The 16,786-nt window shown below is 59.1% G+C and carries 16 protein-coding genes; 2 read left to right on the forward strand and 14 right to left on the reverse strand.

All coding sequences use genetic code 11. The features are described 5' to 3' along the window. Position 1: 1 nt before the first annotated feature. From ABLV54_RS18055 to ABLV54_RS18065, 3 genes are read right to left on the reverse strand one after another with little or no spacing between them, the layout of a single operon-like run. Entirely contained in the window at positions 2 to 1,294 is a 1,293-nt protein-coding gene (locus ABLV54_RS18055) for a DUF445 domain-containing protein (RefSeq protein ID WP_023291837.1), read from the reverse strand. Beyond that, positions 1,287 to 1,949 carry a LysE family translocator gene (locus tag ABLV54_RS18060; RefSeq protein WP_023291838.1) on the reverse strand — a complete coding sequence of 221 codons (663 nt, stop codon included), beginning with the start codon at positions 1,947 to 1,949 and terminating at the stop codon, positions 1,287 to 1,289. Before ABLV54_RS18060 ends, ABLV54_RS18055 begins: the two co-directional genes overlap by 8 nt. Before the next feature lie 47 nt (positions 1,950 to 1,996). Then, the gene (locus ABLV54_RS18065) at positions 1,997 to 2,812 is read right to left on the reverse strand and encodes an AraC family transcriptional regulator (protein WP_050534054.1); all 816 of its coding nucleotides are present in this window, start codon (positions 2,810 to 2,812) and stop codon (positions 1,997 to 1,999) included. 215 nt (positions 2,813 to 3,027) lie between these two features. On the opposite strand from ABLV54_RS18065, the gene ABLV54_RS18070 reads away from it, so the two are divergent. Beyond that, positions 3,028 to 3,930, forward strand: coding sequence for an Rpn family recombination-promoting nuclease/putative transposase (locus tag ABLV54_RS18070; RefSeq protein ID WP_044525279.1), 903 nt, complete (start codon positions 3,028 to 3,030; stop codon positions 3,928 to 3,930). Positions 3,931 to 4,089: 159 nt separating this feature from the next. Continuing rightward, complete coding sequence (locus ABLV54_RS18075) at positions 4,090 to 5,460, forward strand: NAD-dependent succinate-semialdehyde dehydrogenase (RefSeq protein WP_048296596.1); 1,371 nt, start codon at positions 4,090 to 4,092, stop codon at positions 5,458 to 5,460. 49 nt (positions 5,461 to 5,509) lie between these two features. Here the strand turns inward: ABLV54_RS18075 and ABLV54_RS18080 are convergent, their stop codons facing one another. The 11 genes from ABLV54_RS18080 to hpaH all read right to left on the reverse strand — a co-directional run bounded on the left by ABLV54_RS18080 (position 5,510) and on the right by hpaH (position 16,706). Further along, on the reverse strand, positions 5,510 to 5,830 hold the full coding sequence (locus ABLV54_RS18080; protein ID WP_032454756.1) for a hypothetical protein: 321 nt from the start codon (positions 5,828 to 5,830) through the stop codon (positions 5,510 to 5,512). Next, positions 5,830 to 6,375 (reverse strand): YfaZ family outer membrane protein, encoded by a 546-nt coding sequence (locus ABLV54_RS18085; RefSeq protein WP_050534053.1) that lies wholly within the window; start codon positions 6,373 to 6,375, stop codon positions 5,830 to 5,832. The genes ABLV54_RS18080 and ABLV54_RS18085 overlap by 1 nt, the downstream gene beginning before the upstream one ends. A gap of 393 nt (positions 6,376 to 6,768) precedes the next feature. Then, positions 6,769 to 7,725 (reverse strand): GTPase, encoded by a 957-nt coding sequence (yjiA, locus tag ABLV54_RS18090; RefSeq protein ID WP_248861040.1) that lies wholly within the window; start codon positions 7,723 to 7,725, stop codon positions 6,769 to 6,771. 11 nt (positions 7,726 to 7,736) lie between these two features. Next, positions 7,737 to 7,940: a YbdD/YjiX family protein gene (locus ABLV54_RS18095; RefSeq protein WP_002887451.1), complete on the reverse strand. Its 204-nt coding sequence runs from the start codon at positions 7,938 to 7,940 to the stop codon at positions 7,737 to 7,739. A gap of 110 nt (positions 7,941 to 8,050) precedes the next feature. Then, positions 8,051 to 10,201: a pyruvate/proton symporter BtsT gene (gene btsT / locus ABLV54_RS18100; RefSeq protein ID WP_032454758.1), complete on the reverse strand. Its 2,151-nt coding sequence runs from the start codon at positions 10,199 to 10,201 to the stop codon at positions 8,051 to 8,053. Between the two features lie 295 nt (positions 10,202 to 10,496). Continuing rightward, the gene (locus ABLV54_RS18105; RefSeq protein ID WP_023291846.1) at positions 10,497 to 11,009 is read right to left on the reverse strand and encodes a 4-hydroxyphenylacetate 3-monooxygenase reductase subunit; all 513 of its coding nucleotides are present in this window, start codon (positions 11,007 to 11,009) and stop codon (positions 10,497 to 10,499) included. Between the two features lie 19 nt (positions 11,010 to 11,028). Continuing rightward, positions 11,029 to 12,591: a 4-hydroxyphenylacetate 3-monooxygenase, oxygenase component gene (gene hpaB, locus ABLV54_RS18110; RefSeq protein WP_002887473.1), complete on the reverse strand. Its 1,563-nt coding sequence runs from the start codon at positions 12,589 to 12,591 to the stop codon at positions 11,029 to 11,031. Between the two features lie 223 nt (positions 12,592 to 12,814). Beyond that, positions 12,815 to 13,705: a 4-hydroxyphenylacetate catabolism regulatory protein HpaA gene (gene hpaA / locus ABLV54_RS18115; RefSeq protein ID WP_032454759.1), complete on the reverse strand. Its 891-nt coding sequence runs from the start codon at positions 13,703 to 13,705 to the stop codon at positions 12,815 to 12,817. Positions 13,706 to 13,714: 9 nt separating this feature from the next. Beyond that, a complete protein-coding gene (gene hpaX / locus ABLV54_RS18120) occupies positions 13,715 to 15,073 on the reverse strand; it encodes a 4-hydroxyphenylacetate permease (RefSeq protein ID WP_050534052.1) in 1,359 nt (452 codons plus the stop codon). 21 nt (positions 15,074 to 15,094) lie between these two features. Next, entirely contained in the window at positions 15,095 to 15,892 is a 798-nt protein-coding gene (gene hpaI / locus ABLV54_RS18125; RefSeq protein WP_050534051.1) for a 4-hydroxy-2-oxoheptanedioate aldolase, read from the reverse strand. Positions 15,893 to 15,902: 10 nt separating this feature from the next. Then, a complete protein-coding gene (hpaH, locus tag ABLV54_RS18130; RefSeq protein WP_002887487.1) occupies positions 15,903 to 16,706 on the reverse strand; it encodes a 2-oxo-hept-4-ene-1,7-dioate hydratase in 804 nt (267 codons plus the stop codon). Between the last annotated feature and the right edge of the window lie 80 nt (positions 16,707 to 16,786).

The following is a 16,786-nucleotide window of genomic DNA, read 5'->3' on the forward strand; positions in this document are numbered from 1 at the left end:
GCTAACCAATATGCAGATGCAGCAGCGACGGGATCTGCGAGAGCAGCCACAACAACAGGCCGATGGTTCCCCCGACCAGGGTGCCGTTGATGCGGATGAACTGCAGATCTTTACCGATATTAAGCTCGATCTGCCGCGACATATCGCGGGCGTCCCAGCTCTTCACCGTGTCGCTGATATGCCGAGTGAGGAAGGCGGCGAACTCCGGGGCCACCCGGTGCGCCGCCTGCTCCAGGTGTTCGTTAAGCGATTCGCGCAGCGCGTCGTCGCGGAGTAAGGTTTCACCGAACCACTGGCCAGCCTCGGCGATGCGCTGCTTGATACGCGAGTCGTCGCTGCTGATATCGTTTTTTACCCAACCGCGCAGGTCGCCCCACACTTCGCCAAGATAGCGGTTGAAGGTCTCATCATTTTTCAGCCAGGCTTTGATGTTATCGGCCTTCTGCGCCAGTTCCGGGTCGGATTTCAGGTTATCGATTAGCTTTTGCGTCGCGCGGTCAAAGGTCTGGCGGATCTGGTGGGTGCGATCGTGAGTGACCTCGTCCAGCAGGGTATTCACGGCGTCGGTGACCATCTCGGCGCTGTGCTCGCCGAGCCACTCGGTGGGTAATAGCCTGGCCTTCAGCGGGTGTTCGGTCTCCAGCCAGCGTACGATGCCGCGGGCGATAAAGGCGCGGGAGCTGTCGCGCTGCAGCAGGGCGATCAGCTGATTTATCAGCGAATCCAGCAGCTTTTGATGGCGGTTGTCGCGGGTCAGCCCCTCCAGCATCATGGCGCTGGTCTGCGTCAGGTCGACCTTATCGATCGCCTTATGCACCGCGCGCCGCAGCAGGCGCTGAATGCGGGCGTCATCGGTCAGTTCGAGAAAACCGCTCATCACCTGTAGCAGGTGCTGGCCGACCCGCCGGGCGTTCTCCGGCTGGCTGAACCAGTTGCCGAGCATCAGAGCTGGTTGATAGCGGCGGATCAGCGCCACCAGCGACGGGGTATCGAGGAACTTCTCTTCCACAAAGCGGCCGAGGTTGTCGGCGATGCGATCTTTGTTGCGCGGGATAATCGCGGTATGGCGGGCGACAAAGGGCAGCGGAATACGACGAAACAGGGCCACCACCGCAAACCAGTCGGCCAGCGCCCCGACCATCGCCGCTTCGGAAATGGCCTTCAGCGCGCTGACCCATGGCGTCGGCGGCAGCAGCAGGGTGGTGATAAATAGCGCGGCGGCGATCAGCAGCAGCGACAGCGCCAGCAGTTTGGCGCGTTTCAGTTCAGCGAGTTTTTCCATAAACTTAAGCATATAACCTGACGGCGAGGTCGTGCAAAAATCGCCAGATAATCCACAGACCGAACATCATCAGGATCGCCCCCGCCGCCCGCTCGACCCGCCAGACGATGGCGCTCAGGCGGTGCTGCACCTGCGGCAGCGCAATCGCGCTCACCAGCAGTAAATCCCAGAAGAACACCACGCTGACCATCCACAGGCCACTTACCGTTTGCTGCAGCAAGGTAACCGCCGGCCCCAGCAGGGAGGTCATCAGCGCCAGATAAAACAGCGCGTTCTTCGGGTTGAGCAGCGATGACCCCAGCCCCAGCAGCAGCTGCTTGCCGAACCCCGGACACGATGCGCGAACGCTCTCCACCGCCAGCGCCGCGGGACGGCTGCGAATCAGCAGGCTGCCAATCCACAGTAAATAGCCTGCGCCCAACAGCTCGATGAGCAAAAACAGCAGCGGCGCCTGGCGCAGAAGCCCCCAGCCAACGATGGCCAGGACTATATACAACGCATTCCCGGCGGCGATGCCGAGACACAGTCCGAGGCTGCCGCGGATCCGGTAGCGTACAGCGTAACCGACCAGCAGAAAAAAATCGGGGCCCGGGCTGAGCAGAGCGACAAAGTGGGACAGGGCTAACGCCGGAAAGGCGGCGGGGAAGAGAGTCGATAAGGTATTCATAGTGGCCTCGATAATGGTGCTGAGGCCACCCTACGCCAGGTGGAAAATTACTTATTGTCGGAAATTGATCGGCTTTGCGCATACTGCCGCGGCGTGGCGGCGGTATAACTGACGAAGGTTTTATGGAAATGGCTCTGATCGGCAAAGCCGGCCTGATAGCCGACGTCGGCAATAGGGTCCCCGGCACGTAAGCGCGATTTCGCATATTCAATGCGCGCCATATTGATCAAACTGGCGGGCGTCAGGCCGGTATCCTGTTTCACGGCGCGGATAACGGTCTCTTTACGTAGCGCGCTGTCGTGGGCCAGCTTATCCAGCGATGGCGGCGCCGGCAGATCTGTCGCCAGGCGCTGAAACAGCAGGGCGCTGGCGTGATGTGGCGCCTGCGGCGCGGCGGCGCACAGCGGCAGCGCGTGCAGGAGCTGCGCCAGCCGGGCGGGCAGTTGCTCAATGCGGCCGCGGCTCATCAGGGCGACAATCTGCTGGAAGCAGGCAAAGAGAGGGCTGTCGCGCAGCAGCGGCTGCGGCGAGGTGATACTGGCGCCAGGGGGAATATCCGGACGCTGCGCATGGCACCATGCCGCCTCCAGGTACAGCATATGATAGCTGCGCGGCCGGTCACGCAGCGGATTACAGCTATGCGGCGCGTGCGGCGGGATCACGATCAGATCCCCGGGCTGCAGGAGATATTCCTGACCATTGCACAGGCAGCGCGTTTCACCGTCGATAATCGCCCCCACCGAGAGCTGCGGGTGGCTGTGGCGCTTATAGGCCTGACGGCTGCCCCAGGTGCTGCGCAGCTCCAGCCACGGCAGGCGATCGTCTCGCCAGAAGGTTTGGGGAATATCTCGGGTATGGTTCACCGCATCGACCTTTGCTGAGGGGATAAATCGTTCATAGCATGCTGCGCCGAGGCTGTCGCCCGCCGGGATTTGCGTACCGCGTCGAAAAAGGATGTCACGCTTGCAGTCCGGGGAAGTATGTTTTCGTCGCGGAATGTAAAATCCCGGTTTCCGGGGTGTCAGCGACATTCATGGGAGGTAGAGTCCCTGCAGGATAAGCAGGCAGGGATGAGCCGATGGCAAAGGGCACCACCTCGACGCCGCATGATGCGGTGTTTAAACAGTTTCTCACTCAGGCCGACATCGCGCGTGATTTCCTGGCGATCCATCTACCGCCTGCGCTGCGTCAGCGCTGCGACCTCGATACCTTACAGCTGGAGTCGGCAAGCTTTATCGAGGAGAGCCTGCGGGCCTGGTACTCCGATGTGCTGTGGTCACTCAAAACCGCGTCTGGCAAGGGATACATTTATGTGGTTATCGAACATCAGAGCTCACCGGACGTGCAAATGGCTTTTCGCCTGATGCGCTACGCCATCGCCGCGATGCAGCGCCATCTGGATAACGGTCATACCAGACTGCCGCTGGTAGTGCCGATGCTGTTCTATCACGGAGCGACCACGCCATACCCGTGGTCGCTCAGCTGGCTGGACTGCTTTGCCGATCCACAGCTGGCGAGGGAGCTTTATGCCTCGCCCTTTCCGCTGGTGGATATCACGGTGATCCCCGACGATGAGATCGTTCGTCACCGGCGGGTGGCATTACTCGAGCTGATACAGAAGCATATTCGCCAGCGCGATTTAATGGCGATTGTTGAGCAGCTGACGACGATTTTACTTAGCGGTGACGCTAATGACAGGCAGATAAAAACGCTGTTTAATTATCTACTGCAGACTGGCAACGCGCGTCGCTTTGGCCGGTTTATCCAGGAAGTGGCGCAACGGGTTCCTCAGCACAGGGAGAGATTGATGACCATCGCCGAACGATTACAGGAAGTGTGGCGCAGAAAAGGCAAGCGTGAAGGACAGCATGCCGAGGCGCTGCGCATTGCCCAGAGGATGCTGGCCGACGGCATTGCCCGCGAGACGGTGGTGAAAATCACCGGCCTGACCGCCGACGAGATCGCCGCGCTGGCGCATTGATAACGCCGGGACGGCCTGACGGTCGCCCCGGTTAGCCACCGTTATGGAATATTCCGGATATACCTAACTTTACCCGCATCGCCAGCCATCTCGACTACCCTTAATATCCTTAACGGCATTTTTGACTGCCTTAATAGCGATAACAAGGAGACATGCGATATGGCCTATCAGACGGTGAATCCTGCGAACAATCAGCTTATTAAAACGTACCCGGCGCACAGCGATGCGGACGTGGAGGCGGCGCTGCGGCAGGCGGATGCGCTCTATCATTCGGCCTGGGCGAAAGGGGATATCGAACCGCGCCTGGCGGTGCTGCATAAGCTGGCGGATCTGATCGACAGCCGGGCGGAAGATCTGGCGAAAATCGCCAGCGAGGAGATGGGGAAACTCATTAAGCAGAGCCGCGGCGAAGTGAAACTGTGCGCGCAAATCGCCCGCTATTACGCCGATAACGCCAAATCGATGCTGGCGCCGGTGAAATATCCCACCGAACTCGGCGACGCCTGGGTTGAACACCATCCCATCGGCGTATTAGTGGCGGTGGAACCGTGGAACTTCCCCTATTACCAGCTGATGCGCGTCCTGGCGCCAAACCTGGCGGCCGGGAACCCGGTTATCGCCAAACACGCCAGCATTGTGCCGCACTGCGCGGAGACCTTTGCTCATCTGGTGCGCGAGGCCGGCGCACCAGATGGGGCGTGGACCAATCTGTTTATCTCCCAGGATCAGGTGGCGAAGATTATCGCCGACGATCGTGTGCAGGGCGCGGCGCTGACCGGGTCGGAAAAAGCTGGCAGCGTGGTGGCGGCGCAGGCGGCGAAGCATATTAAAAAATCGACCCTGGAACTCGGCGGCAACGATGTGTTTGTGGTGCTCGACGATGCCGACCTCGATCGCGCGGTGAAAATCGGCGTCCAGGCACGGCTGAACAACGCCGGCCAGGTGTGTACTGCCGCCAAGCGGTTTATCCTGCATGAGAACATCGCTGAGTCGTTTCTGACGAAATTTAGCGAGGCGTTTCGCCAGGTAAAAATAGGCGATCCGCTGGATGAAAGCACCACGCTGGGGCCGCTCTCCTCTAAAGATGCGCTGGAAACCTTAAGCAAGCAGGTTGACGAGGCGGTCAAAAACGGCGCCACGCTGCATCTGGGCGGCAAACCCGTGGCTCGAGACGGTAACTTCTTTGAACCCACTATCCTGACCGGTATCACCCGCGACAACCCGGCGTACTTCGAAGAGTTCTTTGGCCCGGTGGCGCAGATCTACGTGGTGAAAAACGATGAGGAGGCGATTGCGCTTGCCAACGATTCTCACTATGGCCTGGGCGGCGCGGTGTTCAGTCAGGATATCGAACGCGCTAAACGGATGGCATCCGCCATTGAAACCGGGATGGTCTATATCAACTGGCTGACCGATACCGCGCCCGAACTGCCGTTTGGCGGCGTGAAGCGTTCCGGTTATGGCCGGGAGCTCTCCGATCTCGGCATCAAAGAGTTTGTGAACCAAAAGCTGGTGGTGGTTCGCCGCTAAGCCCGACCATAAAAAAACCTGCCATCCGGCAGGTTTTTTTATAATAGATTTATTGCACTTCGACTTTATCCCAGCCGCTTTTGAACATACAGCTGTCGACTAAGGTCTCCCGCTGATATTCATTCGCGTCTTCTACCGTATAACTTGTTTCAACATCCTGTTTCTTATGCTTTTTGTCGCTTTTTTCTGAACTGGACCCGGTCACCACGTTATCCGGAGGGAGATCGACCAGGGCCTGCGCTTCACATTCGGTGAGCTTTTTATGCATGTCGGCATCGCTTAAACCCGGCTTCACCCAGGTATACTGAGTGCAGCCGGTGAGCAGCAACGCCAGGCTCAGCGCAGAGAGCGCGGCGAGACGTGATTTCATCAGAAGGTAATCCCGCCGCCCACGTAGGCGCCATCAATCAGGGTGTGGTTTGGGCGGCCCTCTTTGCCGTCAACGCTCACGTGACGGTAACCGACCTTCAGGGTCAGTGAACCAACCGGGGACCAGCTCACGCCGCCGTTCGCCTCAACATAGTTTTTCACGCTGTTGTTCAGGCCGTCGGGGGCGACATACCCTTCGCCAAACACGTGGATGCTGTCGGTCAGGGCCACGTTCACTCCGCCGCCGACCGGAAACGCGACGCCGTTATCGCCTTTTTTCGGCCCGAGGTAGATAGCTTTCGCGCCAGCGTTGAGCATCACCGGGCCAACTTCCAGATTGTAACCCGCGCCAACGCCGCCGGTCTGGCTACCATCATCGGTATTCTTCAGCCAGTGGCTTTCGGCATACAGGCCGGAAGAGGATTTACCCATTTCCATATTCAGGTTGGTAAAATTCTTACCTTGTTCAACGGTAAACCCCATTGCCATGGCGGAACCAGAGACCGCGGTCAGGGCAGCAACAATCAGGATGTTAAGCTTTTTCATGGTTTGCTCCTCGTCATTAAATTTGTCTGAGGGCACCTTAACAATCGATGTTTACCTCTGCAAATGTGACTTGCGTCGATTTTTTATGCTGTGTTTGTCAGGGAAGTGTTTTGAAAATGTTGTAATGACGTTGGGTTACGGCGAGGTCAATCATCAAATTTGGTCTGTTTAGCCACAGTTTAATGGGGGGGGCTAAACAGAAACTGAACAGGGCGGGCATTAATTATTAAGCATCCTATTCATTAAATTTCTTATTATTTCCAAAAGTGTTTCTGCTGTTACTTATAAAAACGTTGATTTACATTTTTCGACGCGATGACGACGTTTTATCCCTGTCTTTGACGATGTACGGGGAGAGAAGGGGGCCTGCGCCTTAGCGCGCAGGCGGGCAGATTAGCGTCGTAGCCCGGCAAATGCCGCGCGAATCTCCTCTTCCGGCAACTGAATGCCGATAAACACCAGCGTGCTGTGCGGCGTTTCATCGCCCCACGGGCGATCCCAGTCGGCGCTGTAGAGGCGCTGCACGCCCTGGAACAGCAGGCGATTTGGCTCGCCGTCGATCCACAGCATCCCTTTATAGCGCATCAATTGCTCGGCGAAGGAGAGCAGCAGATTTTCCATTACACGCGACACTTCGCTGATATCCACCGGGTAATCCATCTCAACCACGATTGATGACACGTCGTTTTGCTTCTCTGCCATAAAGTGGAAACGCGGTTTGCTGTTTACGACGTTCTCTTCCAGCATAAAGCCGCTGGTGTTAAACAACTGGCTAAGATCGATATCGCCGTGAATGACGGTATAAATCGGCGCCCGGGCATTAATGCGCGCCAGCCGTTCGCGCAATTTTTCGGTGTCGCCGGCAACATCAGTTTTGGTCAGCAAAATGCGGTCTGCATAGCCTACCTGCGACTGGGCGATGGTGAACTGATCAATCTGCTGGTCGGCATGGACCGCATCCACCAGGGCGATCACGCCATCCAGCAGATAGCGCTCGCAAAGCACCTCGTGGGAGAAAAAGGTCTGGATAATCGGCCCCGGGTCGGCCATGCCGGTGCATTCAATCACCAGCCGGTCGAACTCGATTTCACCGCGGTCGCGGCTGTCGAGCAGATCGAGCAGGGCGTCTTCCAGTTCGTTGGAGCGCGTACAGCAGATGCAGCCGTTGGTCAGGGTTTTAATCTGCGTGGCGCGGTCGCCGATCAGCTGATCGTCAACGGCGACTTCGCCAAATTCATTTTCAATCACGGCGATTTTAAAGCCGTGCTGTTCGTTGAGAATATGGCGCAACAGGGTGGTTTTACCTGCGCCGAGAAAACCGGTGAGTAGGGTGACTGCAATCGGTGCCATTATTGCCTCCATTAACAGCAGCGGACGCCGCCTTTGCCGTCGCCGCCGTAGCGGGCCTGCTGGCGTTCGCGGAAGAATTCTTCATAAGTCATGTACGGCTGATCCGGATGGTTGGTTTGCATATGGGTGACGTAGTTGTCGTAATCCGGAATGCCAATCAGCATCTTCGCCGCCTGACCGAGATATTTTTTTGCCTGACCTAAGTTACCAAACATTGTAAGTTCCAGATAACGAATAAAGCCGGATGGCGGCTAGCGCCTTCTCCGGCCTACGTTGATGCGCTTTTTTGTAGGCCGGATAAGCGTAGCGCCATCCGGCATCGGGGTTAATGATGTGACGAGGTCTTCACGCCGCCTTCCGGTACCGGCACGTACGGGGTCTCTTTGTCGGTACGCACTTTATTGTTGCGGACAGTGAGCCAGGTTTTGATGCCGTAGAAGATGATGCTGTACACCACCACCAGGAACAGGATGCTCAGGCCGGCGTTGGTGTAGTTGTTGACCACGATATGGTTCATGTTGGCCACCTGCTGGGCGGTCAGCTCGCCACCGGAAGCGATCTTCTCTTTGTACTGCTGAGCCATGAAGAAGAAGCCTTCCATCTGCGGGTTGGTGCTGAACAGCTTCAGACCCAGCGCCCAGGTGGTGCACAGCAGCAGCCATGCAGCCGGGATCACGGTGACCCAGATATATTTGGTGCGCTGCATTTTGACCAGCACCACGGTACCGAGCACCAGCGCCACCGCGGCCAGCATCTGGTTAGAGATACCGAACAGCGGCCACAGGCTCTTCACGCCGCCCAGCGGGTCGACCACGCCCTGATACAGCAGGTAGCCCCACAGCCCGACGCAGCCGGCGGTACCGATAATCCCGGCGACCAGCGAGTCGGTTTTTTTCAGGAACGGCACGAAGTTACCCAGCAGATCCTGCAGCATAAAGCGGCCTGCGCGGGTCCCCGCATCCAGCGCGGTGAGGATAAACAGCGCTTCAAACAGGATACCGAAGTGGTACCAGAAGCCCATATCCGCCATCGGGATGATTTTGTGGAACACATGAGCGATACCCACGGCCAGCGTCGGCGCGCCGCCCGCGCGGTTCAGGACCGACGGTTCGCCGATATCTTTCGCGGTTTGCAGGATTTGCTCAGGTGAGATCACGAAGCCCCAGGAGCTGACGGTCGCTGCCGCGTGAGCGGTGACATCCCTCAGCTGGGCGGCAATCAGCGCCGCGTTTTCACCGCCCATTTCGTGCAGGTTCGGCATGGTGATGCCCAGACCCGCCGGCGGGGTGTTCATGGCGAAGTAGAGGCCCGGTTCGATAATCGATGCCGCTACCAGCGCCATCACCGCCACGAAGGACTCCATCAGCATTGCGCCGTAGCCGATAAAGCGGGCGTCGGTTTCGTTGGCCAGCAGTTTCGGCGTGGTGCCGGAGGCGATCAGGGCATGGAAGCCGGAGACCGCGCCGCAGGCAATAGTGATAAACAGGAACGGGAACAGGGCGCCTTTCCACAGCGGACCGGTACCGTCAATGTACTGGGTCACCGCCGGCATTTTCAGGTCCGGGTTAAGGATCACGATACCCAGCGCCAGGCCAACGATGACGCCGATTTTCAGGAAGGTCGCCAGGTAGTCGCGCGGCGCCAGAATCAGCCATACCGGCAGCAGAGCCGAGATAAACGCGTAGCCAATCAGGGTAAAGGTGATGGTGGTGTCTTTAAAGGTCAGCGCCGGGCCCCAGTACGGGTCGTGGGCAATCACGCCGCCGAAGTAAATAGACGCCACCAGCAGGACGATACCGATGACCGATACTTCGCCTACGCGGCCCGGGCGCAGGAAGCGCATGTAGATCCCCATAAACAGGGCAATTGGCACCGTCGAGCAGACGGTGAAGACGCCCCACGGGCTTTCCGCCAGCGCTTTCACCACGATCAACGCCAGCACCGCGAGGATGATGATCATTATCAGGAAGCAGCCGAACAGCGCGATGGAGCCTGGTACGGGACCCATCTCCTGTTTGATCATCTCGCCCAGCGAGGCGCCGTTACGCCGTGAGGAGATAAACAGCACCATAAAGTCCTGTACCGCGCCTGCCAGCACGACGCCCGCCAGCAGCCACAGGGTGCCCGGCAGGTAGCCCATCTGCGCGGCGAGCACCGGGCCCACCAGCGGACCGGCGCCGGCAATCGCGGCAAAGTGGTGGCCAAACAGCACGTAGCGGTTGGTCGGCACATAGTTCAGGCCATCGTTATTAATGACCGCCGGCGTGGAGCGCGTCGGGTCAAGCTTCATCACCTTCTGCGCGATATACAGGCTGTAATACCGGTAGGCGACGAGGTACACGGAAACCGACGCCACCACGATCCACAGGGCACTGACGTGCTCACCGCGGCGCAGGGCGACGACTGAGAGGCAAAATGCCCCGATGATCCCGAGAATCACCCAGGGTATGTGCTTGAATAGTTTTTTGGTATCCATAGTAAAACCTGGCGTTAATGAGATGAATAATTGGCCGAAGCCGTCTGGTTTTAAGTAAGAGTTGATGGAGGTATTGATTAGCTAGGCTGCCTCCGATCTTGCCAGACCGGCGCGCGCGTAAAGATGAGTAAATGGGTGAGTGGTTGTATAGGAGGTTAAGCGGTTACTGGAAGGGGTAAGCGGTTGGCTACGAAGTGAACAGGGCGGGATTATGTGATTGTGATCACAGGAGATTGTGGCCTGCGACGCTGTGGGTTAACGCTCCTCCCCAACCGGGGAGGAGCTGACAAGGCGATTACACTGCGACTTCCATTTCCATCATTACCGGGTGGAAGCGGCGCTTAAAGTAGATCAGCCCGTGGCCCTGCTGGCTCAGGGTTATATTCCTGATTTCTACCAGATAGACCAGGTGGGTGCCGATGGTTTGTACCTGGCTAATCTCCCCCTCGAGACTGGCCAGCGACCCCTTCAGCACCGGCTGCCCGAGCGCGCCCTGCTGCCAGCCGCTGAGGGCAAAACGCTCTTCCATCGTCACCCCGGTCATCCCGGCGAAATGACGGGCCATGATTTCCTGTTCATGGTTCAGCACGTTGATGCACAACTTGCCGTTGCCCTGAAACACCGGGTTCATCGCGCTGTTGGCGTTGATACACACCATCACCGAGGGCGGCGTATCCGTCACCGAGCACACCGCCGTGGCGGTTATCCCGCAGCGGCCGGCTTCGCCTGCGGTGGTGACCACGTTAACCGCCGCCGACAGGCTGGCCATGGCATCGCGAAAACGCAGGCGTTGTTCATCTAATTGCATTATGACCTCCCGCTGCGAATTACTTCAGCAGCTTATCCAACATGTTGATATCAGCGTTATTGTGCAGATGCGGCACCGTCCAGCCGTTCTGGTCGTACTCGGACAGGCAGCGGTCGACCATCGCCATCATCTTGTCCATATTGCCGGAGCTCTGCGCCTGGCGCAGACACTGCAGGCGAATCTCATCCTGGCTACCGGAGTAGTTGATTTCATACAGCTCGTGGCGGCCGCCGAACTCGCTGCCGATGGCGTCCCACATCAGTTTGAGGATCTTGATACGTTCAACGTGATCCATACCGTTGGAGCCGCGCACATACTTCGCCAGATACTGGTCAATCTGCGGGTTGTTCAGATCGCGGGCGCTGGACGGCAGATAAATCAGGCCGCTGGTGACGTTGCGCTCGATGATGTTCTTGATCTTGGCGTAGGCCATCGGGGCCATCACGCGATAGGTCTGCAGCGCGGCGTGATCCGGCAGCCATGCGCCGTTGACCCACGGCGTCGCTTCCGAGCACATGGAATCGCTCAGCGCCCAGAACATGTTGCGCCATGCCACCACTTCGCCGAGGTCGGCCTGCACGCCGCGGAACTCGAGGGTGCCGGTACATTCCAGCGAGCGCTTCAGCAGGGCGGTGATAAAGTCCAGTTTTACCGCCAGACGCACGCAGGCCTGCAGCGGGTACATGCGGGCGAAACCCCCTTCCATGGTCCAGCGGCGGCAGCGGTCGAAGTCGCGATAAATCAGCACGTTCTCCCATGGGATCAGCACCTTATCCATTACCAGAATCGCGTCGTTCTCGTCGAAACGGCTGGAGAGCGGATAGTCGTACGGGGAGCCGGTCGCGCCGGCGACCATCTCATAGGAGGCGCGGGAGATCAGCTTGACGCCTTCGGCGTCCATCGGCGCGACGAACATCAGCGCGAAGTCCGGGTTTTCGCCCATCACCTGCGCGGAGCCGAAGCCGATCATGTTGTAGTGGGTCAGCGCCGAGTTGGTGGCGACCACTTTCGCGCCGCTGACGATGATCCCGGCATCGGTCTCTTTTTCCAGCTTGATGTAGACATCCTTCACTTCATCGGCCGGCTTGTGGCGGTCGATCGGCGGGTTGACGATCGCATGGTTAAAGTACAGGCCGGTTTCCTGAATGCGGGTGTACCAGTTGCGGGCGTTCTGCTCGAACTGGCCGTAAAACGCCGGGTTGGCGCCCAGCGCGCAGCCGAAGGCGGCTTTATAGTCCGGGGTGCGGCCCATCCAGCCGTAGCTTAAGCGCGACCACTCGGCGATGGCGTCGCGCTGCTGGCGCAGATCGTCGGCGCTTTTCGCCACGCGGAAGAATTTATGGGTGTAGCCGCCGCTGCCGGTATCGGTGCCCCAGCACAGGGAATCCTGCATCTCCGGTTTGTGCAGCGCATCGTACAGTTGAGCGACGGAGGCCGCGGCGTTACGGAAGGCCGGGTGGGTGGTGACATCCTTCACGCGCTCGCCGTAGATATAAATTTCGCGGCCATCCTGCAGGCTTTTTAAATACTCTTCGCCAGTTAACGGGCGTTTCGCGTCGGCGCGGAAATCTTCAGGTTTCATAGGGGCCTCTTCAGTATTTATCGGAAAATTATGTTAAATATATGTTTTGTTTTTGTTGTTCAATTGAAGCGGTTATTGCGCTTGTCGTGAAGGGACGTTTGCGACAACGACGGGTACTTTTCAGGCGGGAGTGAATTTTGTGATCTCTGCAGCGTTTGCCGGCTGGCGCGGCGCTGAACCGACCTGTGGACCATCGCCCGGCAGGCGCAGCGCCAGCGGGGAATTACGATACCGGTACTTTTTGCGCCCGGTAGCTGCTGGGCGAGCAGCCGACCTGGCGGCTAAAAAAGCGCGCAAAATAAGCGGGGTCTTTAAACCCCAGCTGCCAGGCTATCTCATTGACGGCGCTATCGGAGAACAGCAGCAGGCGCTTCGCCTCGCGCAGCTGGCGGTCGAATATCAGCCGTTTGGGCGAACGGTTGGCAAAGCGGCGACAGATATCGGTCAGCCGCGATTCGGTCAGGTGCAGCTCCCTGGCGTAATCCGGTACCGTCCAGTGCTGATGGTAGTGGCTGTCGATCATCTGGTTAAAGCGCTGGAATAGCTTCAGCTCGCCGCGCATGCCGCTGGCGGCGTGATCGTCGAGCTTTGCGTTACGCAAAAGCAGGGTAAAGACCGCCTGCGCCAGCAGCGCCAGGGTGTGCTCGCGCCCCGGCAACTGGGCGGTGGATTCCCGGCGGATCAGCTGCCAGTAGTGGGTCAGCGCCGCCAGCTCGTCGGGTTTGTCCGCCAGCGACAGGCAGATCCCCGGCAGGCCGAAGGTCTCCCGCGTGCCGGGATAGAGCACCTCCAGCAGCGGCCAGATGAGTTCTTCGTGCACCGTCAGCACATGGCCATCGCTATCGGACTCGGTAATAAAGGCGTGCGGCACCGAGGGCGGCGTTAACACAAACAATGGCGCCTGCACCGAATAGCGATGGTCATCAAGCTGCAGCTCAATCTGCCCGGTATCAAGATAGTGCATCTGGAAATAGCGGTCGTGGCGATGCGCCTGCATGTCGCGGCCAAAAAAGGCCGCCATGCGGGAAAACGACTGATAGTGCACCTCTTCGGTGCCCAGGCTCTCGTCGTAATCTTTATTGATATCGATATTGGCGATGGAATGCTGGCACATACCCGCTCCTTAGTGGCCTTTTTGCGCCGCTAAGCCCGGGGCGGCGGCGGCGTCCTCACGCTGGCTCATTGGAATGCGGGTGAGCACCAGCGCGCCGACAATCAGCAGCCCGGCGACAAACCACAGCCCGGAGCTAAAGCTGCCGGTGGTATCGCGCAAAATGCCGATCAACAGCGGGCTGACGGCAGAGCCGACGTTGCCGATGGCGTTGATCACCGCCAGCGCCACCGCGCGCGACTGCAGGCTGATCACCCGATCCGGGGTGGTCCAGAAAATGGCCATCGCGGTAAAGGATCCCACAGAAGCCATAATAATGCCGATCAGCTGGATCAGGCTGTGGTGAGTTGCCGAAGCCAGCAGCCAACCCGCCGCGGCGAACAGGTAGGGCAGGATGGTATGCATCTTGCGCTCTTTGCGCCGGTCGGAGCGGCGGCTCCACCAGATCATGCCGAAAATAGTGCAGAACTGCGGGATCGCCGCCAGCAGGCCAATCATGATGTTGCTACTGCCGGTGTTGAAGCTCTGCAGGATCTGCGGCGTCCAGATATTAATGGCGCTCAGGGTATTGGTCAGGCAGAAGTAGGCCAGGGTATACATCAGCACCGCTGGCGTCAGGACTTCGCGCAGCGTGGAACGCGGCGAAGCCGGAACGACCGTCGCATTTTCCCGTTCACGATCGATCATCGCCTTCAGCGCCTGTTTTTCTTCGCTATCGAGCCAGTTGGCTTTATCCGGCGTGTCGTTGAGGAAGAACCAGGTGACGACGCCGAGCACCACCGACGGTAGGCCTTCCAGCAGAAACAGCCACTGCCAGCCCTTCAGGTTCCACAGGCCGTCGAGCGCCAGAATATAGCCGGAAAGTATCGAGCCGAGCATCATGGTCACCGGCATGGCGATCATAAACAGGGCGTTGGCGCGGGCGCGATGGTAGGCCGGGAACCACCAGGTCAGATAGACGAGGATCCCCGGTAGAAAACCAGCCTCGGCGATGCCGACCAGCATGCGCAGGATGTACAGCGTATGCGGGCTGGTGGCGAACATGGTGCAGGTCGAGGCGATCCCCCAGACCACCATAATTCCGGCGATCCAACGGCGCGCGCCGACTTTCGCCAGCATGATATTGCTGGGGATCCCGCACAGTACGTAGGTGACGTAGAATAGCGTCGCCGCCAGGCCGAACATGGTGGAGGTCAGACCGAGGTCTTTGCCCATCGTCAGGCCGGCGAAGCCGATATTAATGCGGTCCAAAAATGAGAAAACAAAGAGAACAAACAGGAAGGTAATCAGGCGGCGGAACAGCTTTTTGATCACCCGGTTTTCTACTTCAACGGCTTTATTATCATTGTGTTGCAGGGTAGAGGTAGTCATGTTGCGCTCCACATTATCCGTTCAATAGACGGATTTATTGTTATTGGTTGTGGTCGTTGCGGTGTGGGTAAAACGGGCCGCCAGCGCTTCTGCGCCGCGCGCCAGCAGGGTGGTATCGACGCCGACGGCGACGAACAGCGCGCCCAGTTCGAGATAGCGCTTCGCCAGCGCTTCATTGGCCATCAGGATCCCCGGCGCCTTACCGGCCTGACGGATTTGCTGGATGGCCTGTTCAATGGCGGCCTGCACTTCCGGGTGCTGCGGATTGCCGCCATGGCCCATATCGGCGCTGAGGTCCGCCGGGCCGATAAACACGCCGTCCACGCCGTCGACATCGAGGATCTGCGGCAGATTTTTCAGCGCTTCGCGGGTTTCAATCTGTACCAGGACGCACATGGCGTCGTTGGCCTGGTGAAGATAATCCGGCACCCGGTTCCAGCGCGAGGCGCGGGCCAGCGCGCTGCCGACGCCGCGAATGCCGGCGGGCGGGTAGCGGGTGGCTCTGACCGCCAGCCGCGCTTCGTCGGCGTTCTGCACCATGGGCACCAGCAGGGTTTGCGCGCCGATATCCAGCAGCTGTTTGATCTGTACCGGGTCGTTCCACGACGGGCGGACCACCGGCTGGCTGGGGTAGGGGGCGATGGCCTGAAGCTGGGTCAGCACCGTTTGCACATTGTTGGGCGCGTGTTCGCCGTCGATCAGCAGCCAGTCGAAGCCGGCGCCGGCCAGCAGTTCGGCGCTGTAGCTACTGCACAGCCCCAGCCACAGGCCGATTTGCGGGCGCCCGGCCTTGAGCGCCGCTTTAAAAGCGTTGTTCATGTTGCTCTCCTCAGACAAAGCGGCAGCTGATGGCGCCCATGTTGCCGTAGTCGACGTGGAAGGTATCGCCCTTGCGCGCCGGGACCGGACGGGTGAAGGAGCCGCCGAGGATGATTTGCCCGGCTTCGAGCTGGACATCGTACGGCGCCAGTTTGTTGGCCAGCCAGGCCACGCCGTTGGCCGGGTGATTGAGCACCCCCGCGGCGACGCCGGTCTCCTCAATCACGCCGTTGCGATACAGCAGGGCGGAGATCCAGCGCAGATCCAGCTCGTCGGGCTTGATCGGGCGGCCGCCGAGGATCACCCCGGCGTTGGCGGCGTTATCGGAAATGGTGTCGAACACTTTACGCGGGCGCTGGGTTTCCGGGTCGATGTTGTGGCAGCGGGCGTCAATCAGCTCCAGCGCCGGGATCACGTAGTCGGTGGCGTTGTAGACATCAAACAGAGTGCAGTTCGGGCCGCGCAGCGGTTTGGCCAGCACGAACGCCAGCTCGACTTCGATACGCGGAACGATAAAGCGGTCGGTGGGGATATCGCTGCCGTCGTGGAAGAACATATCGTCAAGCAGCGCGCCGTAGTCCGGCTCGCTGATCTGCGAGCTGGCCTGCATGGCTTTTGAGGTCAGGCCGATCTTGTGGCCTTTGAGTACGCGGCCTTCGGCGATCTTCATCTCGACCCACTCGCGCTGGACGGCGTAGGCGTCCTCAATGGTGATCGACGGATAATCCAGCGAGATCGCGCGGATCTGTTCACGCTGTTTTTCGGCCTGATTCAGCCGCTGGGCAATCAGGGTTCGGGTCTGTTTATCGAGCATAGTGATTCCTGTGGCATTGTATTGCCGGATGGCGCTTCGCTTATCCGGCCTACAAATTCATGGCCGCTGTAGGCCCGGTA

It is taken from the genome of Klebsiella sp. JB_Kp042 (assembly GCF_040065275.1).
GTDB classification, from domain to species: domain Bacteria; phylum Pseudomonadota; class Gammaproteobacteria; order Enterobacterales; family Enterobacteriaceae; genus Klebsiella; species Klebsiella quasipneumoniae.

Excerpts from the sequence above, each read along its gene's own strand:
- ABLV54_RS18055 (WP_023291837.1), bottom strand. The coding sequence starts at position 1,294 with ATGCTTAAGTTTATGGAAAAACTCGCTGAACTGAAACGCGCCAAACTG.
- ABLV54_RS18060 (WP_023291838.1), bottom strand. The coding sequence starts at position 1,949 with ATGAATACCTTATCGACTCTCTTCCCCGCCGCCTTTCCGGCGTTAGCC.
- ABLV54_RS18070 (WP_044525279.1), top strand. The coding sequence starts at position 3,028 with ATGGCAAAGGGCACCACCTCGACGCCGCATGATGCGGTGTTTAAACAG.
- ABLV54_RS18075 (WP_048296596.1), top strand. The coding sequence starts at position 4,090 with ATGGCCTATCAGACGGTGAATCCTGCGAACAATCAGCTTATTAAAACG.
- ABLV54_RS18080 (WP_032454756.1), bottom strand. The coding sequence starts at position 5,830 with ATGAAATCACGTCTCGCCGCGCTCTCTGCGCTGAGCCTGGCGTTGCTG.
- ABLV54_RS18085 (WP_050534053.1), bottom strand. The coding sequence starts at position 6,375 with ATGAAAAAGCTTAACATCCTGATTGTTGCTGCCCTGACCGCGGTCTCT.
- yjiA (WP_248861040.1), bottom strand. The coding sequence starts at position 7,725 with ATGGCACCGATTGCAGTCACCCTACTCACCGGTTTTCTCGGCGCAGGT.
- ABLV54_RS18095 (WP_002887451.1), bottom strand. The coding sequence starts at position 7,940 with ATGTTTGGTAACTTAGGTCAGGCAAAAAAATATCTCGGTCAGGCGGCG.
- btsT (WP_032454758.1), bottom strand. The coding sequence starts at position 10,201 with ATGGATACCAAAAAACTATTCAAGCACATACCCTGGGTGATTCTCGGG.
- ABLV54_RS18105 (WP_023291846.1), bottom strand. The coding sequence starts at position 11,009 with ATGCAATTAGATGAACAACGCCTGCGTTTTCGCGATGCCATGGCCAGC.
- hpaB (WP_002887473.1), bottom strand. The coding sequence starts at position 12,591 with ATGAAACCTGAAGATTTCCGCGCCGACGCGAAACGCCCGTTAACTGGC.
- hpaA (WP_032454759.1), bottom strand. The coding sequence starts at position 13,705 with ATGTGCCAGCATTCCATCGCCAATATCGATATCAATAAAGATTACGAC.
- hpaX (WP_050534052.1), bottom strand. The coding sequence starts at position 15,073 with ATGACTACCTCTACCCTGCAACACAATGATAATAAAGCCGTTGAAGTA.
- hpaI (WP_050534051.1), bottom strand. The coding sequence starts at position 15,892 with ATGAACAACGCTTTTAAAGCGGCGCTCAAGGCCGGGCGCCCGCAAATC.
- hpaH (WP_002887487.1), bottom strand. The coding sequence starts at position 16,706 with ATGCTCGATAAACAGACCCGAACCCTGATTGCCCAGCGGCTGAATCAG.